This window comes from Psychrobacter sp. Pi2-51, from assembly GCF_904846665.1.
GTDB classification, from domain to species: domain Bacteria; phylum Pseudomonadota; class Gammaproteobacteria; order Pseudomonadales; family Moraxellaceae; genus Psychrobacter; species Psychrobacter glaciei.
The window spans coordinates 110,848-131,653 of sequence record NZ_CAJHBP010000009.1 but is presented as its reverse complement, the minus strand read 5'-3'; the positions used below and the strand labels follow the sequence as shown (position 1 = coordinate 131,653).

Annotated in this window: 15 protein-coding genes; 7 read left to right on the top strand and 8 right to left on the bottom strand. The window is 43.5% G+C overall.

Going from position 1 to position 20,806, the window contains the following annotated elements; translation table 11 throughout:
- Positions 1 to 485: 485 nt before the first annotated feature.
- Entirely contained in the window at positions 486 to 1,628 is a 1,143-nt protein-coding gene (rodA, locus tag JMY08_RS07115; protein WP_201592572.1) for a rod shape-determining protein RodA, read from the bottom strand.
- 262 nt (positions 1,629 to 1,890) lie between these two features.
- Here rodA and JMY08_RS07110 point away from each other — a divergent pair, with 262 nt between their 5' ends.
- Positions 1,891 to 2,871 (top strand): D-Ala-D-Ala carboxypeptidase family metallohydrolase, encoded by a 981-nt coding sequence (locus JMY08_RS07110; protein WP_201592569.1) that lies wholly within the window; start codon positions 1,891 to 1,893, stop codon positions 2,869 to 2,871.
- Between the two features lie 128 nt (positions 2,872 to 2,999).
- Complete coding sequence (locus JMY08_RS07105; protein WP_201592567.1) at positions 3,000 to 3,548, top strand: hypothetical protein; 549 nt, start codon at positions 3,000 to 3,002, stop codon at positions 3,546 to 3,548.
- Positions 3,549 to 3,724: 176 nt separating this feature from the next.
- Here the strand turns inward: JMY08_RS07105 and JMY08_RS07100 are convergent, their stop codons facing one another.
- Positions 3,725 to 5,302, bottom strand: coding sequence for a M16 family metallopeptidase (locus JMY08_RS07100; protein WP_201592565.1), 1,578 nt, complete (start codon positions 5,300 to 5,302; stop codon positions 3,725 to 3,727).
- A 68-nt stretch (positions 5,303 to 5,370) separates the two neighbouring features.
- Complete coding sequence (locus JMY08_RS07095) at positions 5,371 to 6,921, bottom strand: M16 family metallopeptidase (protein ID WP_201592563.1); 1,551 nt, start codon at positions 6,919 to 6,921, stop codon at positions 5,371 to 5,373.
- A 3-nt stretch (positions 6,922 to 6,924) separates the two neighbouring features.
- Here JMY08_RS07095 and JMY08_RS07090 point away from each other — a divergent pair, with 3 nt between their 5' ends.
- The 4 genes from JMY08_RS07090 (at position 6,925) to JMY08_RS07075 (ending at position 11,695) form a co-directional block, all read left to right on the top strand.
- A complete protein-coding gene (locus tag JMY08_RS07090; RefSeq protein WP_189581470.1) occupies positions 6,925 to 7,119 on the top strand; it encodes a hypothetical protein in 195 nt (64 codons plus the stop codon).
- 797 nt (positions 7,120 to 7,916) lie between these two features.
- Positions 7,917 to 8,891, top strand: a complete 975-nt coding sequence (gene ftsY / locus JMY08_RS07085) for a signal recognition particle-docking protein FtsY (protein ID WP_265089744.1) — start codon at positions 7,917 to 7,919, stop codon at positions 8,889 to 8,891.
- Between the two features lie 103 nt (positions 8,892 to 8,994).
- Positions 8,995 to 11,064 (top strand): hypothetical protein, encoded by a 2,070-nt coding sequence (locus JMY08_RS07080; RefSeq protein WP_201592561.1) that lies wholly within the window; start codon positions 8,995 to 8,997, stop codon positions 11,062 to 11,064.
- 58 nt (positions 11,065 to 11,122) lie between these two features.
- Positions 11,123 to 11,695, top strand: a complete 573-nt coding sequence (locus tag JMY08_RS07075; protein ID WP_201592560.1) for a methylated-DNA--[protein]-cysteine S-methyltransferase — start codon at positions 11,123 to 11,125, stop codon at positions 11,693 to 11,695.
- 149 nt (positions 11,696 to 11,844) lie between these two features.
- On the opposite strand, the gene JMY08_RS07070 is transcribed toward JMY08_RS07075, so the two are convergent.
- From JMY08_RS07070 to JMY08_RS07050, 5 genes are all read right to left on the bottom strand, one after another.
- Entirely contained in the window at positions 11,845 to 13,059 is a 1,215-nt protein-coding gene (locus JMY08_RS07070) for an ABC transporter permease (RefSeq protein ID WP_201592559.1), read from the bottom strand.
- A complete protein-coding gene (locus tag JMY08_RS07065; protein WP_201592557.1) occupies positions 13,059 to 14,369 on the bottom strand; it encodes an ABC transporter permease in 1,311 nt (436 codons plus the stop codon). The genes JMY08_RS07070 and JMY08_RS07065 overlap by 1 nt, the downstream gene beginning before the upstream one ends.
- Before the next feature lie 3 nt (positions 14,370 to 14,372).
- Positions 14,373 to 15,572 (bottom strand): HlyD family secretion protein, encoded by a 1,200-nt coding sequence (locus tag JMY08_RS07060; RefSeq protein ID WP_201592555.1) that lies wholly within the window; start codon positions 15,570 to 15,572, stop codon positions 14,373 to 14,375.
- A 63-nt stretch (positions 15,573 to 15,635) separates the two neighbouring features.
- Positions 15,636 to 16,499 (bottom strand): YihY/virulence factor BrkB family protein, encoded by an 864-nt coding sequence (locus tag JMY08_RS07055; RefSeq protein WP_201592554.1) that lies wholly within the window; start codon positions 16,497 to 16,499, stop codon positions 15,636 to 15,638.
- Between the two features lie 130 nt (positions 16,500 to 16,629).
- Positions 16,630 to 18,345: a TolC family protein gene (locus JMY08_RS07050; RefSeq protein WP_201592553.1), complete on the bottom strand. Its 1,716-nt coding sequence runs from the start codon at positions 18,343 to 18,345 to the stop codon at positions 16,630 to 16,632.
- A gap of 596 nt (positions 18,346 to 18,941) precedes the next feature.
- Between JMY08_RS07050 and glpK the strand changes: the two genes are divergently transcribed.
- Entirely contained in the window at positions 18,942 to 20,546 is a 1,605-nt protein-coding gene (gene glpK / locus JMY08_RS07045) for a glycerol kinase GlpK (RefSeq protein WP_201592551.1), read from the top strand.
- The last annotated feature ends 260 nt before the right edge of the window (positions 20,547 to 20,806 follow it).

Below are 20,806 nucleotides of genomic sequence, written 5' to 3'. Positions count from 1 at the left end.
ATCCGATAAACAAACTTCCATGTATTGCTAAATTAATAAACGTTTTGAAGTGTATTACGTATTACTTTGTTATTAAAGCGTTAATTAAGTAGTCGATTTGAAAGCCTGAAATCTCGGATTTGCTAACTATACGGATGAGCTATAACTAAAATATAATTAAATGCTAAGTTTGTTAGTAGCTCTGTACGGGTTATGTAGCAAAACACAGTAAAACGAGGTTAACGCAATTATTTGTAAAAAACAAGGATTAAAACCTATCAGTGTAGATTGACAATAAGCACGCTTTTGACGAAGAAAGACAGTGATTTTATTTTTAGTAATTCAATAATATCAAAAACTTATGATGGATAACTGCGTTAGAGGAAAATGGATAATATCAAAAATATCTGTAGTATTAATTACAAATAAAGCCAGTTTTTAGTCGTTAAAACTGACCTACATTCTATTTTTTCATTTTTACCATAAGAGTTATTAGATGATGGCGGTTAGTTAGATTTATGAGTATGAATGGACATCAGTAGCCCAAATCCCGCCATTAAAGTGACGATTGCGGTGCCGCCATAGCTAATGAAAGGCAGGGGTACACCAACGACAGGTAAAATGCCGCCGACCATACCGACATTGACGAACACATAAACAAAAAATGACATGGCGACCGCGCCTGCTAATAACCTGCTATACACATCGGGATGGGTGAAAGCGATATATAAGGCACGGGTGAGTAAACAGGCATAAACGAACATCAACAACATCACGCCCAACAGACCAAATTCCTCAGAGAAAGCCGCGATGATAAAGTCGGTATGGCCTTCCGGTAAGAAGTGTAGATGCGACTGCGTGCCCTCTAAATAGCCTTTGCCCGTCAGTCCACCTGCGCCAATGGCTGTTTTGGACTGAATGATGTTCCAGCCAGCTCCTTGTACATCTGCTTCAGGATTGAGTAATGTCAATACTCGGGTACGCTGATAATCGTGTAACAAAAAATTCCAAGCGACGGCGATGAGGGGTATCGCTAAGACGGCCGCGCCCGAAATCACCCGCCATGACAGACCTGCTAAAAAAAGCACGAAGATGCCACTGGCTGCAACTAACAGTGAAGTACCTAAATCAGGTTCTTTAGCAATCAATAACACCGGAACGATGATCAAGGCTAAAGTGATGGCGATACTTGATGCTGATGGAGGTAGATCGCGCTTAGACAAAAACCAGGCACACATCATCGGCATACCAAGTTTCATAAACTCTGAAGGCTGCACGCTGCCAAATCCTGGCAGGTTAATCCAGCGCTGTGCCCCCATGCGCACCTCACCAATGATGTCTACCAGTACCAGTAGTACGAGTCCAAGTACATAAAAAACAGGCGTAAAGGTACGATAAATACTTGGCGGTATTTGTGCCATGGTAAACATCACGGTAAATGCCACGCCATAGCTGACCATTTGGCGTATGACCATGCTATTGTCTTGGGTCGAGGCGCTATATAGAATCGTTAAGCCAATGCAGCAAACTGTTAATAGAAGCAGGGTCAACCATGGATCGATATGGATACGTTGCCATAGCGTCGGCGCATGACCTTGACCGAAATGGTGGCTCTGACGTGAAAAACGATATTGCGGATTAGAAGACATAGGCAAAGTGTGACTGGCAATTGGCGTAAAAGAGATGTCGAATTTGACATAAATGTGTGATAAATCAGTGATTACAAGAGGTTCATTCCAATAGGTGCCAGCAGATAAAGTAACACATCAGTAATAAAGTCACGTAACTATGAAAATTATGAGGATAAGTGTTAATTACGAATAGGTGGCTACGAATTAGAAGCGATAGTTTAGCCTGCTTGCCAAAAATTTGATAGTATCGATAAAACGTTTTTAGCGGTAGCTTCTTGCAATGATCAATAAAAAAAACCATGCCTATCGGCAGATTCATAAGCCTATTATCGCTCTATTGGTTTGTGCCAGTAGTATTAGCGTTCATGCGGCTATCGTGAGCGATAATAGTGAGCGTCGTATCGAAGTCCGTCAAGGAGGCAGTACTGGCAATAGCAGCAGTAATGCTTATATCAGGCCTTCCACGAACGCGACAAGCTATAACTCAGGCGTTACTATGTTAAGTGGAGCAACAAGGTTAAGTGGAACAAATGCGATAGCGGGCGATAGCATGCAAGGGCTAATTCAGCAAAAACAACGTGATTTCGATTTTGACGCCAGCTTATCCATCGAAGAAAACAAACGCGTCAATGTCAACAGACGTACGCCTAGCTATAATACAACTTATCCTTCCACTTACAGCACCAGTAATAATACTTATAACAATTTTACCAGTATCGACTTTAATGGCTGGCTAAACAGCAATAGCTACCGTGCTAGCCAAGTCGCTGATTATCAACGCTATTTGAATGCACGAGTGGGTGCGCATAATGTACCACCCTTGTCTCAGCTGCTTACGACGGCACGTAGTTGGGATAAATGTGGCTATGAGCCTTATCAGCTGCCACCGCAAGAATTATGGGCCAATATAGTTCCCACACTACGACTGTATAGTGAGCTAAAGAATCAAGGTATCTTACCTGCCAGTAGTGAGATACGCTCAGTTTACCGTAGTCCTGGACTCAATGACTGTGCTGGCGGGGCAGATAGCAGCAAACATATGACTGCGGGTGCTATAGATATTTGGGTGCCGGAGTACGAAGATAATTCATGGCTGCTTAGTACCATGCAAGATGGCCTATGTCAGTTTTGGCAATATCAGGGTCAGTCTCATAACTTTGGGCTAGGACTGTACTCCACGGGTGCTATTCATTTGGATACTGAGGGTTATCGCAAGTGGGGCTTTAATCATGCTAGCAGCAGTTCATCATGTCGTTATTGATAATTTTATCCGCATGGTCAAAACGACTATAGTTATCCTATTATACTTATACAAATCACTTTTTATCTCAGTAAACTATGCTGTATTATGTCAAAAAAATATAGCCTAGTTTATAGTAAGTGAAATTTATGAAAAAGTGGTACTTAAGAGTAGAAAGATCAAATCAATCAGAAAAACCGAAAAAAAGCACTTTGCGCTCAACTCAGATGTATGCAGGGCTATGTTGCTCGGTGATTCTGTCTCTTCTGTTTATTAGCGCCTGTAGCCCGAACACTGCTTCTGAAAATAGTTTGCCTAACGTAAATGCCTCGGATGCAAAAGACATCGAAGAAAACATTAAAAACTCTTATGCGCGTCTCGCTGCCAAACGTCCTGATGTATGCCCAAAACTACTACAAAAAAACGTCGACGATGACACTATTGTCCGTACTGCGGAGGTCATGATATCGAATTATTGTGATTATTACTTATACCTAGAGAGGGGTCAAAGCATAAACATCGATATCAATACCGATCAAATCGAGACATTGCTAATTGTGCCAACCATGCATAACTTTGCCAATGGTTCTTATCAAGTCGAATCTTATGATAAGCATGTGATTCGTTTAAATTATGTCGGGGTGACTCATAAACCCGAGCGTTTAAGCTATGACGTAAACATCACCATCACTAGCTAACTTGACTGAAGCTGATTACTTCACATAATAGCTGGAATTTATAACGTTATTCATTATTTTTTATTAGGGTGTGTCCTCATTTTAAAAAGGAGGACACACCCTAGACAATTCTCAATGATTTTCCTAAAAGCACTTTTATAAGTGCTTTTTTTGATCCTCATTATTATTGATAAGTATTATTTATTAGTCTTCCAAGGATCCTCTTGTCCAACCGTGACAATCAAAAAATCATCCGGCTTGAGCGTATCGCGCATGGTTTCATTGACCTCTGGTAATCGTACTTGGTCAATACGACTCACATAATTGGTCAGATAATTCTTGGGCAACTGATAAAAATTCATCATTCCCAATAAACTATTGATACCGGCATTGCTGGCAAAACCCATCGGAAAACTGTTCTTTAGATTGTCAGTCGTCAAACGCATCTCAGTGCTAGTAATACCGTTATCCAAAGTATCATTGATGACGTCTAAGCTGGCATCAATAGCAGCACGGGCTTTATCATTACGTGTCGAAAACCCAATCTGATAAGGGCCGCGCGCCAGCATCGGACTCATTGAGCCTGAAATACCATAGGTATAGCCAAGGTTTTGTCTGATTTCGGTCATCAGCCGCGCATTGAAATCACCGCCCGCCAGCACTTCGTTACCCACGGCAAAGTTGGTTTGCTTCTGTTGTGCGATAGCATCGGTGGCGCGCTTATCGCCCAGTTGCCCCATAAGTACGGTCGTTTGGGTGCTCGGAAAAGGAATGTGAATATGCTTCGCTTTTGTCAGTGGTTTGGGCTCAGGTAGTGTTGTCGCTGCTTGACCGACTGGCAAGTCAGCCGTGATATTGTCAGCAAGCTTTTTGGCTTGGGTTAAAGTCAGATTACCCGTCATCGCGATAGAAGCATTTGCCGCCACCAAATAGCGATTTTTGAAGTCGAGCAATTCTTTTCTTTCAATACTCGGTACACTGTCGAGCGTACCAACGGAAGGGTGCGCGTAAGGATGGTCGCCATATAAGGCTTCGTTAAAAGCAATGCTCGCAAGGCTATTGGGGTCTTGTTTTTGCTGCTGCAAACCGACTAATAGTCGCGCTTTGTTACGTGCTAGGATATCTGCATCAAACGCCGGTTCATTCAGCATTTGAGTCATCAAGTCGACGGCAGGCAGTAGATGTTCGTCATCGGATAAGCTGCGTAGCGAGACTATGAACATATCTTTATAGGCGCTACTGCCCAAATTCACTCCCAAGGTTTCAACAGCGCGAGTAAACTCATTTTCATTTAAGCTTTTAGAGCCTTGTTCCAACATCGTGGCAGTCATATTGGCGATGCCAAAACCGGCTTTGCGTATGCTGCCATCACGAGCACTGCCCGCATTAAAGCGTAAATCAATATCAACAATGGGCAGGGCAGTGGTGCGTACAAAGAGTACAGGAACGCCAGCTTTGGTTTTGAACTGTTGAATGGTTGGCACTGTGACTTTTAATGGCTTGGCATCAGCGACACTTGTGAGTGTTGATAGTGCGGCTATTGGTGCATTTATATCAACGGCAGCTGATGGCGTACGAAAGTCTTCGCTACCAGTGGTATCTGCCTGAGCGGTGGTCGTCAATATTGTCAAACCTAATAATATACTTAGGCTCAAGTAGGAACGCTGCTTAAACCCAGATTCGAAACGAGGTTCGAAATGAAGTTTAAGTTTGCGATTTACTAACGGCAATAAAGGGCTTTTTTTTGTATTCATGAGAAAAGTAATCTGAGTCATGGCTTTCTTCTTATTAATAAGGTCTTTAGCATTGGCTTATCAGTGAAAATATTGACAGCACGTTGTTATTATTTGTTTTTGCTTACCGTTTTTTGACTTATTTGCTTTGTAGATGCCTTTTCTTTAGACGCTTGCTCTGTAGGCGGTATCACATGCATGACGGTCAAGTTATTCTTAACTAAGTACTTTTTACTCGCCGCTTGAATATCAGAGATTTTGACGCCATCAAGCTTGGCTGGTAATTCGGCAAGCAGCCTGTCATCGAGACCGATAGACTGTAGCGAGCCAATCATGCGTGCCTGACCCTCCATACTGTCTTGCGCATAGATCAATCCAGTGACCGTATTGGTTTTGGCACGACTGATTTCGTCAGCAGCAATAGGATCAGTTTTGAGCTTTTCTATTTCAGAGAGTATGGCTTGCTGCGCTTGTTCTAAGCTGACACCTTCACGCGGTGTTGCTTGAATTAAAAACAGTCCATCGCCGCGATCGAGCAAGTCATAAGAGGTGCCAACTGTGGTGAGCAGGCCTTGTTCGCGTATCAGTCGACTCTCTAAGCGAGCAGACAGACCACCATCTAATACGTCTTGTGCCAGCGATAACGCGTAAGCTTGTTTTTCATTGGCTGTGCCGGCAGTGACGAGACTGGGCACGTTATAACCCATCAGCAAAACAGGTACTTGTACCGCTTGTTCAGACTCAACTTGCTGATAACCACGAAAGCCTTTTTGACTGACAGCAGGGCGCTTGGGCAGATTGCTTGGTTTGAGATCACCGAAGTAGCGTTTGACTTGCGCCAATACTTCTGTTGGGTCGACATCGCCAACTATCACCAAGGTTGCATTGTTTGGTGCGTACCAAGTCTTGTACCACTCTTTTAGCTCTGGGAGCGTAATGGATTCAAGCTCACTCATAGGGCCAATGACAGATTCGCCTTTTGGGCTATCAGGCAGCGCCAACAATCGGAATGATTCATAAGCTTTGGCAAGTGGGTTGTCATCTGTACGTTGGCGTCGCTCCTCCATGACCACTTGATGCTCTTTGGTAAATTCTTTGTCATCGAAGATTAAGTTTTTCATTCGATCGGCTTCGAGCTCTAGCGCTAGCGGCATGCGGTTGGCTGGGAATAGCTCGTAGTAACCCGTATAGTCATAACTGGTAAAGGCATTGTTAACGCCCCCAAATTTGGCGATCAAACGTTCATAATCGTCACTCGATACATTAGAGGTGCCTTTGAACATCATATGCTCTAGCAAATGCGAGAGTCCGCCTTTATCAAGCGGCTCGTCTGTCGACCCCACTCGATACCAAATCTGGGTCATAGCGACGGGTGCGCGGTGGTCTTCTTTTACCACGATCTTTAGACCGTTTTCTAACTGATACTCATGCCGACCTGACATATCCATGGACAACGCTGACGACTGCTGATCGTCCTTACTGTCTGGATTTTGATTTACCTTGCTCTGCGCCGCACCTTGCATGGCTGGATTTTTGACAAGCGCGTTTCCATCCGCTGACGAAGGAGTACCAACAGTATTGGTTTGACAGGCTGCAAGAGTAGTTGCTATAGCCAAAGCGCCAGCAACGCGTAAAACGTGTAGTGGTAAAGTCGAGGACATGGTATGTTCTGCTTATATAAAAAGATGACTGAATGTGTGCTTGCTAACTATAATAATCGCCAGCGTTATAGCGATTTGTGTGCGCCAACCATTACGCTAGCCGTCGGTTTAAACTCTGATGTTGTGTTACAGCCAGTCGCTGACAATGCGATGGTAGCTATTAGCAGAGCTGCGCTGATAGAGGTTATTTTTTTATAGCAATTTAATGACGATAGCATAGGTGGTTCCTAGTAGAAAGTTATTGAATAAAGTTCGCTAAGAGTAGGCGAAGTTGCGCCTGCTAAGGGTCAGATTTTTGTGTCCAAACCTTAAGCTAAACTTTCTCAACCGTTTGGCCTGTCTGATCACTTCTTACTATTTAGCGTTGGTCTGGTAGGGTAAAGGCTGAGCGCAACTTGAATTATGCTAAACTAGGCTAAAAATAATCTACCATTCAAATGGTAGAAAACTGACAATATACCGATCAATTTTAAAATAAACATCTTACTAATAATGATAACTTTTAGGGCAAGCTTATGAATAACCCAAATAATAGCAATCGTGTAGTCATTAACCTTGACGGTGGTCTCGATGACTTAGATGACGATGATATTACCTTACCCAGTCTACCGGTGCAATCTATGCCCATCGTTGATGAGGATAGCGTACTTACCAAACCATTAGACGATGCTAGGGTGACTGATAAGCATCATGATAATGTGACAAATAACGATAATGTGAAAAATAATGACGATACGACAAATCAAGAAACGACGACAAACAAAGACGTCTCAAGCGCCCATGCTGCTGAAAGTATCGCTTTAGCCACGCCGATTGTCATGACAGAAGAGCATAACGTACCTAAAAGTTCCTCTGAAAGCTTTTCGCGTGCCAAAGAAACAGAAGCTAGCAGCAAGACCAATACGGCTTCAACGATTCCAACCATGCCATTACAGGAGCAATTGGGAGATAGTCCAAGCGTGACCCCCGTTGTTAATAGCGATGGGCAAGTTGCCATGCCAAAAGAACCAGTAGCAGAGACTCAAGAAAGTCAGAAAAAAGGCAGCTGGTTTAATCGGATGAAAACAGGGCTGAGTAAATCACGTAAAAATCTAGCTGAAGGTATGGTCAGTATCCTGATCGGTGGCAAAGAAATCGATGATGAGTTGTTAGAAGAAGTTGAAGATCAGCTACTGGTTGCTGATATTGGTGTCAACGCGACCAACCGTATTATCAAAAGCTTGACTGAGCAGACAGCTCGTGGGGATTTGATTTATGCGCATTCATTGTATAAAGCATTGCAAACGGAACTGGTTGATATCTTAACGCCAAAAGTTGCGCCACTTATAATTGATAGCAGCAAAAAACCTTTTGTGATTTTAGTTGTGGGCGTCAATGGTGTCGGTAAAACCACCACCATCGGTAAACTTGCCAAGCGCTTACAAGGCGAGGGCAAATCTGTCATGCTGGCTGCTGGTGATACGTTTCGTGCTGCCGCAACCGAACAGCTGCAAATCTGGGGTGAGCGCAATAACATTCCAGTCGTGGCGCAAGGTCATGGTTCAGATAGTGCTTCTGTTATTTTTGATGCCATGCAGTCTGCCAAAGCAAAAAACATTGATGTGCTGATAGCAGATACCGCTGGACGCTTGCAAAACAAAACTCATCTCATGGCGGAGCTAGAAAAAGTCGTACGCGTCATGCGTAAAGCCGATCCAAGCGCACCGCACGAAGGTATGATTGTCCTCGATGCTGGCACGGGTCAAAATGCCATTAACCAAGTAGAACTCTTTAACAAAGTCGTGCCATTAACGGGTATTACGATTACTAAGTTAGATGGAACGGCCAAAGGTGGTGTGGTCTTTAATATTGCCGAAACCACAGACGTGCCTATCCGTTATATTGGCGTTGGCGAGTCGATTGATGATTTACGCGCCTTTAGTCCAAAACAATTTGTCGCTGCCTTGTTTGAAACCGATGATAAAGAGTAGCGCTCGATAGGTCGTTTTGCATTAAGTCATGAGTATTAGGTCTGGAATAAATACAAAAGTAAAACTATAATATAAGTCAACTTTTGTTTTAATAAGATTTTTTATGGCTTTCTTAGGAACGCTAGCTTCTTTATGTTTGGCTGTGATAACGTTGTTTGTGGTTTTTAAATATTTATATCAGCTCGTATTTAGTGCCACAAAGCTGAAACGGCTCAAAGATCCTATTCGCATACTAACCCAAACTGAAAAGCACTTTATAGCGCCTTATCTGCAAAAGTATGAGTTAGCGCTTAGAGATGATGATGTTTATGAGCTAAAGGGTTATGACCTAGCTGTCCATACCTTTACTGCTCAAGGTAATACGACCACTAGGTTATTATTTGCAGGTATAGAGGTTCTTATACCTTATGATTTAGATAGTTTTTTTGGAGCTGGTGAGAATACGGTTGAGATTGCTGTAGCAAAAGCTGATACAAGTAAGACATCAGGGGTTCGCATTGGCGTTATCGTTGCTATTAATGACATTGAGCTTACTGATAGAGCGACAGGCATCTGGCAAGAGAATAATAGAAATGAAGATGCTATATTTTATTTGAATGTTATTTCCAAACGTAAAGAGTCTGATTTAGAACTATACTTGCGTCGTAATCAGTTATGGTACGGCGGTAGTATCACATACAGTGGACTATCTTTATTGTCGTTTTTGGCGGCGCTCTATCTACCTCAGGCCGTCAGTTGGTTTTTTTTAATAATAGCGTTCTTATTTATTCTGCTAGGCGTAAAAAGCCTTACAAAAACGTATCGAAGCCATCAGCAGAAACAAAATGTATCGACAGCTCGGGGTAAAATTACCAGTTTGCCCATCAAGCGGCTCAACAAGTGGCATCTGAATGATATTGAGCTTTATATTACCCCCGAATATCATTTAAGGTTTCCTGATGAGGAGCAAAAACGCACGTTTATTTACACCCACTATGATAAAGATACAGAATATTTAGCTGCTTTCACTGCCCATAAAAGTTCAGGCTATCAATTACTGTCTTTAGAACCCTTTCAATCTATACTTGAGCATTATCATAAAAAGACAAAGGTAGTTAACCTCAGAGCTCTATTATGGATAGGTGGGGCGGCGATAGCACTTGCTCTGACATACCCTTTTTTTAACCAATTGGATATTACTCCAGAAACAATATTTCAAAATACAAAAAATCATTCCTCGGAATTAAAAGCCTATTCTGGTTATCAAGAAATTATAAACAATCCACCCGATATCGGAGATCGGATGACCTTGAATAGCAATGAAGTGCTGTCTTGCAAAATAGCGTCAAGGTTTCGAGGTAATAACGCGCCAGACTGTAATGTAATCATCATTGGCAAGCAAGGCGAAAGAGCTGAGACGTTGCCTGATTATATTCAGAGCATGATGACGCTTAATATTATGCCTAGTAATGTAGGGTTTATGTCAGGTTCTGGATATGGTGATGACAAGATTATTATGAGACCAACCTACATACAAGATATTGATAAGGCTTGTGCCTTTAATCCTGCATTCGATTGTAATGAAATTTATCAAAAGTTAGCCAGTCATTTTAGTACATCAACTACTGACTCTAGTTATGAGGATACAGAGATAAGCAGTCAAGCCCAGATTGACAATATAAAGGTAAGTCTCAGTCAGCCTGTTCTGCGTTTGGATATAACGACCCATTCTCTGCTGATAACGTCAATCAGAACATGGGCAGAAAAAAGTGCCGCTAAATATTGGCAAAACTATTTTTCTGACCAACCAGAGTCGCAGAGCTCGACAAAAACAGATGAAGTCACTATTCAACTACCAAAAGGTTGTTTTTATAAATTTGATGAGAACGCTGTCGTACCTATAACTAAATCTTATGCCAAAGATGAAACTGAATACTGGGTAAATGCTGGAAAAATAGCTTCATCGAAGCCTGATACCATAGCGGAATATAGTATTGAGGGTAATGTAGTGAGTCTTAAACGGCAAGGTGCAGCAATGGCTATCAAGCTGAGTGATGGTGGTGCAAACCCATACCAGCAGACGATCGCATTTTTCATGATTGTTATTTTGTCAGTGTCAATCATGCTACTTACTATTGGACAGTATGTCTCACAAAAGAGTAAGATACGATTAGCAACTAAAACTATAAAGTAAGTCTAATTAATCTTGGGTAAATTTGATAGTCTATAGACATCTGGAAATGGGAAAAACTATGATAGTTACTACAGCAGTTTTTGGATCACATCAATTGACGTTGATTGCAAGTGTCAATGAGCATAGTAGCCCTAAACTGGTTGAAGTCAATTGGCTGCTGGCAGGTAACTCTTGGCACAGCTCAAAATCTATTCCCAAACTTAAAAAGCACTACGGCCTTGTCGATCAGAATTTTACGTTCATTAATAACGATAGCTTAAGAGAAAGTGAGCCTGCCCAAGCATTACTCATAAATGCTATCGAACAGTTAAAGGCTTATTTTAAAGGGGATCGTCAGAATTTCGATTTGCCTATAGATGCAAGCTTAGGAACCCATTTTCAGCAACGAGTTTGGCAAGCATTACAAGATATTGGTTATGGCGAGACAATCAGCTATGCAACGCTGGCGCAAAATGTGGATAATCCCAAAGGCTTTCGCGCGGTGGCCAATGCCAATAGCAAAAATCCTTTTAGTATTATCGTTCCTTGTCATCGCGTCATTGCTAGCGATGGTAAGCTTGGAGGTTATACGGGCGGGCTGGATAAGAAAGAATATTTGTTAGGGCTTGAAGGCGTCACTTGCAAAACTTAGTTTAAAGCAAATGCCTATCACACAAATAAACCCAAAAAAGGCCAAACATTTTAAGTGTTTGGCCTTTTTTATGAATCGTCCCGTCCTGAAATAAGTCTGAGAAAGATGATTTTATGTATGGATGGGAAAACTGACAATCGCCTGATTTGTTACATCTTTATCGAAACTTTATGAGGCAATTGTTTTTGTGAGGTACGCCAGCGAAACAGCAGCAGTAATGCAAAGTAAAATGCCCATAAGCCTGCGAGTGCATAAAAGCCCATAGCGACTTGAGCGACACTGGCACCCATTTGATTTAGCTGCACAGAGGTATTGATAGCAGGGGTAGTCGGCACCAGCCAACGTACCAACTGTAGTATCTCAGGGAGTTGGTTGGCAGGCCAAGGATAGCCACTGATAAAAAATAACGGTAACGAGCTAAAGATTAAAATTTGCATACTGCGCTCACGTTGCCGGAACCACAGTCCCAGCAAGCAACCAAGGGTGGCAACGGTCGGACAAAATAGCAGCAAGAATAACAAACTGCCAGCCATGTTTTGTCCGCGCGGATAATGATGGAGCTCAAACGCCCAGCCATAATAAAAGCAGCCGATGATAAAGCTCAACATGCTGAGTGCACCAATACGTCCTAGCCAGCCGCGTATCGTAGTCATGTGGCGGCGCTGCTCATACCAAGTACCGATCAGCATTGCGGTGGCCATGAGTAATGTCTGCTGTAAGATAATAATGGATACCGCTGGCACCACGTAGGCACCATAACCTTCAGTTTGGTTGTATAAAGGAATAATCTGTAGCGGTATGGCTTGGGTGTTTTTGGCAGCGGTGGGCGAATATGCGCCTTGTGCCACGCTTTTTTTCACTTCAATGCCAGCCGATACCGTACTGACCGCTTTTAAAAATCCCAGCTGTACATTTTTATTCAAGATAAAATAGCCGCCATTGCCGAGCACACTCACGCTAGCTGCTTTACCAGACAACACTTGCTGCTCAAGGCCACTAGGGATGATCATATAGCCAGCGATTTGATCCGACCACATGGCCTCGATGGCATCTTGCTCATTAACAAATCGCTGTGTGTTCAGCTGCGGGCTGGCACTCGCATAACGGACAATGGTACGGGATAGATTGCTATTGTCTTTATCGATAATGCCAACGGGTACGTGATTGACGACTTCAGTAGAATACGGCCATGGATAAAAGAAACCATAAATGATAGGAGCCACAATTAACAGCAAAACTACGCCTTTATCGGTAAAGATATCTTTGAGAGTCTGTAAAAAACTGCCTAAGAAGCTCTGTGACGATGACGAAGTGGTTGATTGCTTAGGTTTTTTTTGTGGCTTGTTTTTTGATAATGGCGACATTAGCGTGCTCCCCAACGTTCAGGACGCGCCAATGCGCGCTTGCTTAGTACGGCAGTCAGACCCATAGCAATCAAGGTCGCTAGCGTCAGGCCATAAATGATTGGCAACGATATGGCAACGGGTGCGTGCATCTGTAATTGCGCGATATGTAGTTTTAGATAATGGGTAAGCGGTAGGATGTTCGACCAATGCTGCGCGCTATCACTAATAGCGATATAAGGAAAAGTGACACCTGCAAAAGCGTAAGAAGGCGCAGAAATAAAACCGGTCGCGGATAAGCCCATACGCAATGAAAATGAATTTAAAGTAAAGATGGCTCCCAGCCAAAATGACAGCATCATCAATAGTATCAGCCCGATGTAAGTGACAACCATTGAGGCGAGAGCGACCGTTTGTTGCGGTGTGGCAAGCCATAGTGCTAATGCAGACCATATACTATAGGCAAGCATTGGCCAAAAATATTTGCCCAATAAGCCAAATATTAAGACGGCAATACTTACTTGCTGATTTTTTTTGAGACTTTCCGATGTTTCAAGGTCATCGCTACGTGTTTGCTTATTGTCGAGCGTAGACAGTGCTTCACTATCTATAAGTGCCGTCAAATTGGGACGACCAGTATCAATAAAAGCGTACCAGTGACCAATTCGTTTATCCCGCAACTCACGTCCAATCGTCGTTGCCCCAATGACCATTGCCAAAATATGCAGCAGTGCAGGAATAACAGTTGAGGCCAAAAACTGCTGATAGTCGGTTGCCGCATTAAACAAACTGATGCGCTGAATACTGATCGGTGAGTAAGCAATCGCTGCTTGTGATGGTGTCATGCCTTGCTTGACCAAACGCTGTATCTCAACGCCTGCGGATAAGGTGGCAGCGACGGACTGGACGCTTTTTTGGATAATCCCAGAGTGCGTACCGTACTGAGCATTTACTTGTAAAATCAGTGGCGCTGGTTTACTGGATAAAATATTGCGAGAAAAATCCTCAGGGATAATCACGACTGCATAAATATCTCGTTGCAGGATTGCCGCTTCAGCAGCGGCTGGCGAGCGATAAAGCTGTCTGACGGTAATATCAGGACTGGCCTCTAGATAGCGCACCACGGTATTAGCAACAGGGCTATTGTCTTGATCGATCACCCCAATAGGCAAATTGGTAATTTGCGTTTGCGAAAAAATCCACCAAATCAGCAGTACTGTCGCCAAGGGTATCCAAACCACCATGGCAAAATCCCAAGAATTTTTGGCCAAAAAACGCCGCTCATAGGCGGCACTACGTATAAAAGCTTCGCTAAGCTGAGTTAGGCGCATGGCTTATTCTTGGCTCTGATTAGCAAGGGTTGGATTGATACGGACGATGACACTCATTCCAGAGCGAATCCGCGTATCAGGTTTACTTGGTCGCGCCTTGACTTCAAAGGTACGCACATCAAAGCCATCATCATTATTGGTGGGTCGCCACGTCGCAAAGTCAGACAATGTAGAGGTTGCGTAGACAGTAAACAGCTTGCTATAGGGTTTGTCTGCTGATGATAACGCCGGAATAGTACCAGTAAACTGCTGACCAATGGCAAACTGGTTCAAATAGGTTTCGGTGACATTCAGTACTACCCATTGATCATTGGTATTAACCAACGTTAATAGCGGCACACCTTGACCGATGACTTCACCAGCACTGACTATTACATTATCTACGATACCAGCAATAGGGCTTTTTAAGTTCGCTTCCTCTTTTGCAGCCAGTGCCTCGTCTAGCTGAGCATCGACTTGTGCCACCTGTGCGGTAGCGGCGGATTTGTCTTCACTACGCGTGCCTTCCATTGCCAAGTCGTATTGCAAGCGTGCCGCTTCGGTTTGATCTTGGGTTGCAAGATACTGCGCATAAGCTTCATCGCGTTTTTGTCGCGCCATGAGACCCTCTTCATAGAGTCGATTGACACGCTGATAGGTGTTCTCTGCCAGATCCGAGGCCGCTTTGTTGGCTTGCCATGCAGCCTTTGCTTGGGCAATCTCTTGCGGACGAGCACCATTTTCGGCTTTATCAAGCTGACTCTGTGCCATTTGCTTACCAGCCTGCGCTTGATTAATCTTTGCGTTAATCTCAGGCGAATCCATCTCAATTAATTGTTGACCAGCCGTCACCTCATCTCCTTCAGTGACCATGATTTGAGCGATACGCCCCGGTACTTTTGCGGCGATGGAGGTTTGCTGCATTTGCATTTGCCCTTGTAGGGTAACGACGTCAGGTTCGCTGCTTTGGTTGCTTTTATACAAACCATAAGCGATAACGCCCAAGGCAATCAGCACGAATAAGACAAGCAGCGCCTTTTTTATCATGGCAGACTTGTCAGATTTAGGATCATCACGATAAGTAGGTGTTGCCTGTTCTGGTTCCACGTCAGGTATGTCTTCTACAGAATCGACTGACGGCTGATTATTATGAGACAGCGTTGACTCATCAGTCGAATCAGTTGATTTGCGTGAGTCGTCTGATTCGTTTGGAAATTCAGTCATGACAGTGAGATTCCTAAAGCAATAAAGTTGAGAGTGAAAAGGATAGGGTAAAGTCGTTTTGACCTAGTACACTCGAATAGCATAAGGTTTAGATTTTTCTAAAGTTTCAAAATTAAAAATAGCACCAAAAGCGACAATAAATGCTGAATAATAAAGCCACAGCATAATGACTACCGCTGCTGAAAGCGCACCAAACTCAGCGCTATAGTTATTAAAGTTTTGCACATAAATCGAAAATAGCACGGACAATAAAATCCAGAGAACAGTAGCTAAGGCAGCGCCTGGCAACAGTTTTTTCAGCGCTACGGCGTCACGGTTTGGCGCAAAACGATATAGGCTTAAGAAGCTTAAGAATATAATGCCAGCCAATATCGGCCATCTACTCCAAAGCGCAATGGTCTTAGCGATTTGCGGAAAAGGAAAATAAGCCGCCGCCAAAGGAATAATAGCGATAGAGGAGATGGCTATAATCAAGACCACAACGGCAGCAAAAGTTAAACTAAGTGCTCGAATGGTGCCTTGTATAAAGCTGCGCTCTTGGGTGATATGAAAGGCAAGATTAACCAGGATAATTAAGGATTTTATGCCTTTGGAGCCTGCATAAAGAGCTAGTAGCGTCGATACAATCAAACCAAAAGTCAGTTTTGATGCAGTGTTAGAAGCCAGCTCGCTTAAGCGTGAATTAAGAACCTCATATACAGATTCAGGGATAAACGAACGTAAAAGTGAAATCTGCTCTTGCATTTCAACAGGTGAAAAAGCGAGACCATAAATCAGTACAAACACGGCCATTGCTGGAAAAATAGACAAAAAACCAAAAAAGCCTACGCTTGCGCAATGTGCCCAAACATTAGGGCTATTTGCTATACGCCATGTCTGAAGCAGGTGCGGCAGCCAATGGGTTACTTTAGAAATTAATTTTTTCATAAAACGCTTATTCGCAGTAGAGCTAGGGTTAGTAGTATCGTAAGGTCAGTAATAATATAGCCATTAGCCATTTAATTATCATCAGTATAAGCGCTTATCAACACGCTCTATTACTCTTCACACGGGATCATCATTCACTATACAAGATAGGTAGCCGAATATCTGCCGCATTAAGATAGGTATTAAAAGCCAGTGGCGTCCCGCAACTTTGCATGAGAGCGGCAAGCGCTTGCACATAGCTGTTGGCTGCCTGCGCTTGTTCAGTTCGTGCTTTGAGAGACTGCGTTTGGGCTTGAACCACGTCGACCGTCGTATTTACGCCTTCTTGGAGACCCAACTGACGCAAGCGCAATACTTCTGCTGCCAAGTCAACATTGCTCTGTAATGCTTGATAACGTGACTGGGCATTATTTATATCGTGCCAATTTTTTTCGACCAATAACAATAGATTGTCACTGACTTCAATCTCAGAGAGATCCGCTTGGCGTATTTGGGCGTTGCTTGATGCCAGTGATGCTGTTTTATCGAGTCCACCCCATAGCTTCCAAGTGGCAGAGATACCAGCGACCCAACTGGGGTCTTTTTCGACTTGTCCGTAGCCGTACAGCATAACCGTAGGCTTATAACCCGTATCCGATAACGCATGCAGTTGCTGAGCCTGCGCGCGTTTGGCGGCGACTTTCTGTAACCCTGGATGATTGGCAAGTGCCAAGTCTTGGAAATAGCTCACATCAGGTAGCGGGCGACTTGAGACAAACAAAGGCGTGGTTGGTTTGATACGATAATCGGTACGTAATAGCCGCTGCAAAGCAATCATCGCAAGGCGTGCATCGTTATTTGCATTGACCGATTCGCTTTTAGCATCTGCTAAGGCAGACTGTGCTTCTAGTCTGTCGACGCGTGAAATAAAGCCTTCTTCGAACAGACGCTCCGCCATATGATCGGTCTGCTGCAAGGTATCATAAGCATCTTCACGCAAATAGGCAGCGATAATGGCCAGCTGCGCCTTAAAATAGCGCTCAATTAGGGTGTTATAAAGCTCGTTTTTGTCTAATAGGCTGTCCGCGACCGCTTCTTGGGTACGGGCATCGGACGCGCCTGTTAACGCTGTTGTCCGCCCAGCAGTGTAAATAGGCCAAACAACGCCAATACCTGCGCCCGTCGTTGAGCCTGAACGATTAAAATCATAAGACTCTGGGAGACGCTCACCGACCAATTCACCAAAATTTGGCAAATCTGTGGTTGGTGGAATAGGAGGGATAACCTCATCTACACTATTATTGATCTCATTAACGATGCCGTTTTTGAGCGATGATAAATCAATGTCTTCTTCCACATGATAGGCACTGGCCGATACGCGGGCAAACACCAGCGGATTGTCTATGGTTTTTAGGGCATCGGTCTGATATTGACTCGCGGCAATGGCGGCTTCATTGGCTGCTAACTTTGGTGAGACTTGCAATAAGATATTTTGCGCCTGCTCAAGACTCAAAAAGCTAGAGACTTCCAAGGGATAGCTATTATCAACCGCTTTGTGCGTGATAGGATCGATAAGCGTGGCTAGGCGGCTCTGTTGCTCAACGCCTTGGCTATGCATGGTGGTGGATGCAGGGTCATTGATGACAGTATTATCGCCCACTGACAACGTTGTATCCGTCTGAACAGCCGTCGCAGCGCCAGTTTGTCGTTCATCATCAGCGTCAACGATCTGGGTTACCGTTACTGGTGGCACGTCATTCTGTGACTCAACGTTATCCATGTTAGCGTTTGCTGAGGTAGCGACGGACAGCCCCATGAGCATAACCGTCATCACAGCAGTAGACAGAGTTGATAATGCAAATTTCATAAGTCACATAAGCCATTAATTAGAATGCAAGATTTTTTAAAACAACGCGCGATACTCATCACTTTAGCCGACCACATATTAGCGTCGTTATGCTCTTATTATAGTCAGTTCTATAAAAGCAGGATGTTTTGTCTTACTTTCTCTCGCTTTGCAAATATAAGGGAAAACAAAATACAAAAAACATAACTAAAGTTTTGTCATGCATAATTCGGGTACACTCTAGACACACAACCGTGACGGGTCAAGCCTCAATATCTTGTCGTTGTCTATTGTATAGTCAATCTTGATGTGGTAAAGAAATGGTTTTGGCTTTTATAATAGCATTATTATTGATTAAACTATCAGAACATAACCGTGATCATATCATGAATTTTTCATCTATTAACTAATTGATAATTAAATGATTTTTTGTATTTCATTACTTTAGTTTTACTGCTAATTATTAATAATGAAGGTTATGTTTCGACTATTGATATTATTAACTGGTAGAAATTTAAGTAGGTTAATTTATTTATGAAAACCGCTGAATATAAAAATATGAGAATGATATAAACTATCAATCATAGAATAAATAAGACCAGTAAAGGATATGAGTAATGGCAGGATATATTTTGGCTTTAGATCAAGGCACCACTTCGAGTCGCGCGATATTATACGATGATCATGCGCGTCCCATCAAAATGGTGCAACAGCCAACCACATTACAGACACCCAAAGCGGGCTTTGTGGAGCAAGATGCCCAGCAGATTTGGCAAACTCAGATTAGCTGTGCGCATGACGTTATTAACCAAGCAGGGCTGCTCGCTACCGATGTCACTAGCATCGCCATCACCAATCAGCGTGAGTCTATTGTCATGTGGGACAAGCAAACGGGCAAACCCTTGGCACCTGCGATTATTTGGCAGGACCGCCGTACTGCAAGCTACTGCAAAACGCTTGCCGCTGAAAGCGCGGGTGGTGGGGCTCATAGCGGTAGCACGGATGAAGACGATGACATGGCACACGAAGTGCAGCGAATCACCGGTTTACGCTTAGATCCGTATTTTAGTGCCAGTAAAATCGCTTGGCTGCTCGAAAATGACCCCAAGCTTAGCGTACGAGCACACAAAGGCGAGGTGGCAGTCGGCACCATTGATAGTTGGCTTATCTATAAATTGACAGGTGGTGAACATGTTATTGATGTGACCAATGCTTCACGGACGCTGTTGTATGATATTCATAAACTGGCATGGTCGGAGAAGTTGTGTACGCGCTTTGCTATTCCCATGAATATTTTACCCAAAGTCCTGCCATCCGATGGTGATTTTGGCAAAACAAAAAAAGGCTTATTTGCCAAGCAAATCCCTATTCAGGCAGTATTAGGCGATCAGCAAGCAGCACTTTTTGGCCAAGGCTGCCTCGATGCTGGCATGGCCAAAAACACCTATGGGACGGGCTGTTTTATGCTGATGAATATCGGTCAACAGCCAAAGTTGAGCGAGCATAAGCTATTGACGACGATAGCGTGGCAACGAAAGACGACAACGCTGCGCCCTGACAATTTATCCTTTGATCAAATTGTGCAGTCTGGCAAGCGTATGCTACAGCCGCCCAAAAAAGAAGTCACCTACGCGCTAGAAGGCAGTGTGTTTATGGCAGGGGCAATCGTCCAGTGGCTACGTGATAATCTGGGGATGATTCAGCAAAGTGGTGAGGTCGAAAACTTAGCGCGGCAGGTCAATAGTAGTGAAGATGTGGTGCTGCTCCCTGCATTCACAGGGCTTGGCGCACCTTATTGGCGCTCGGACATCAGTGCCAGTATTACAGGTATGAGCCGCGGCACGACCAAAGCGCATATTGCCCGTGCCGCGTTGGAGGCAGTTGCTTACCAAACGTATGACGTGTTAATCGCTATGCAAAAAGACAGCCCGCATCCCTTAACCGAACTGAGAGTCGATGGCGGTGCTGCCAATAATGATTTGCTCATGCAGTTTCAGGCAGACTTATTAGACGTCCCCGTACTGCGTCCCAGAGACACGGAAATTACTGCCAAAGGTGCAGCGCTCCTTGCTGGTCTAAAGACGGGATTGTACGATGAAGCAACGATGCAATCCTCATGGCAAGTCGATCGAGTATTTGAGCCGAGTATGTCTGCTGATGAACGCGAGCAGCACCTCTATAAATGGCAACGAGCCATCGCAAGGTCGTTAATGCAGATGTAGACAGGGTTTTTTGCTGAAACTAGCGGCATCATGTGTTTGTGATTACTCAAAGCATAAATCCATCGTACAAAACCTTGAGAAAGATACAGGCTGTAACGCAAGACAATCGTAATATGGACACAGTTTACATAATCTATCTATCTGTTCTTGTACATAAATTTCTATAATTTAGATGAATCAAATAAAAAATGACTCAAGCAATATCGCTAATTTTTAGCACTTAATAACTCTAAAATATAACAAATAATTTAAGGATAATA

Coding starts and splice junctions, on each gene's coding strand:
- rodA (WP_201592572.1), bottom strand. CDS start 1,628: ATGTCTTCTAATCCGCAATATCGTTTTTCACGTCAGAGCCACCATTTC.
- JMY08_RS07110 (WP_201592569.1), top strand. CDS start 1,891: ATGATCAATAAAAAAAACCATGCCTATCGGCAGATTCATAAGCCTATT.
- JMY08_RS07105 (WP_201592567.1), top strand. CDS start 3,000: ATGAAAAAGTGGTACTTAAGAGTAGAAAGATCAAATCAATCAGAAAAA.
- JMY08_RS07100 (WP_201592565.1), bottom strand. CDS start 5,302: ATGACTCAGATTACTTTTCTCATGAATACAAAAAAAAGCCCTTTATTG.
- JMY08_RS07095 (WP_201592563.1), bottom strand. CDS start 6,921: ATGTCCTCGACTTTACCACTACACGTTTTACGCGTTGCTGGCGCTTTG.
- JMY08_RS07090 (WP_189581470.1), top strand. CDS start 6,925: ATGTTCTGCTTATATAAAAAGATGACTGAATGTGTGCTTGCTAACTAT.
- ftsY (WP_265089744.1), top strand. CDS start 7,917: ATGCCAAAAGAACCAGTAGCAGAGACTCAAGAAAGTCAGAAAAAAGGC.
- JMY08_RS07080 (WP_201592561.1), top strand. CDS start 8,995: ATGGCTTTCTTAGGAACGCTAGCTTCTTTATGTTTGGCTGTGATAACG.
- JMY08_RS07075 (WP_201592560.1), top strand. CDS start 11,123: ATGATAGTTACTACAGCAGTTTTTGGATCACATCAATTGACGTTGATT.
- JMY08_RS07070 (WP_201592559.1), bottom strand. CDS start 13,059: ATGTCGCCATTATCAAAAAACAAGCCACAAAAAAAACCTAAGCAATCA.
- JMY08_RS07065 (WP_201592557.1), bottom strand. CDS start 14,369: ATGCGCCTAACTCAGCTTAGCGAAGCTTTTATACGTAGTGCCGCCTAT.
- JMY08_RS07060 (WP_201592555.1), bottom strand. CDS start 15,572: ATGACTGAATTTCCAAACGAATCAGACGACTCACGCAAATCAACTGAT.
- JMY08_RS07055 (WP_201592554.1), bottom strand. CDS start 16,499: ATGAAAAAATTAATTTCTAAAGTAACCCATTGGCTGCCGCACCTGCTT.
- JMY08_RS07050 (WP_201592553.1), bottom strand. CDS start 18,345: ATGAAATTTGCATTATCAACTCTGTCTACTGCTGTGATGACGGTTATG.
- glpK (WP_201592551.1), top strand. CDS start 18,942: ATGGCAGGATATATTTTGGCTTTAGATCAAGGCACCACTTCGAGTCGC.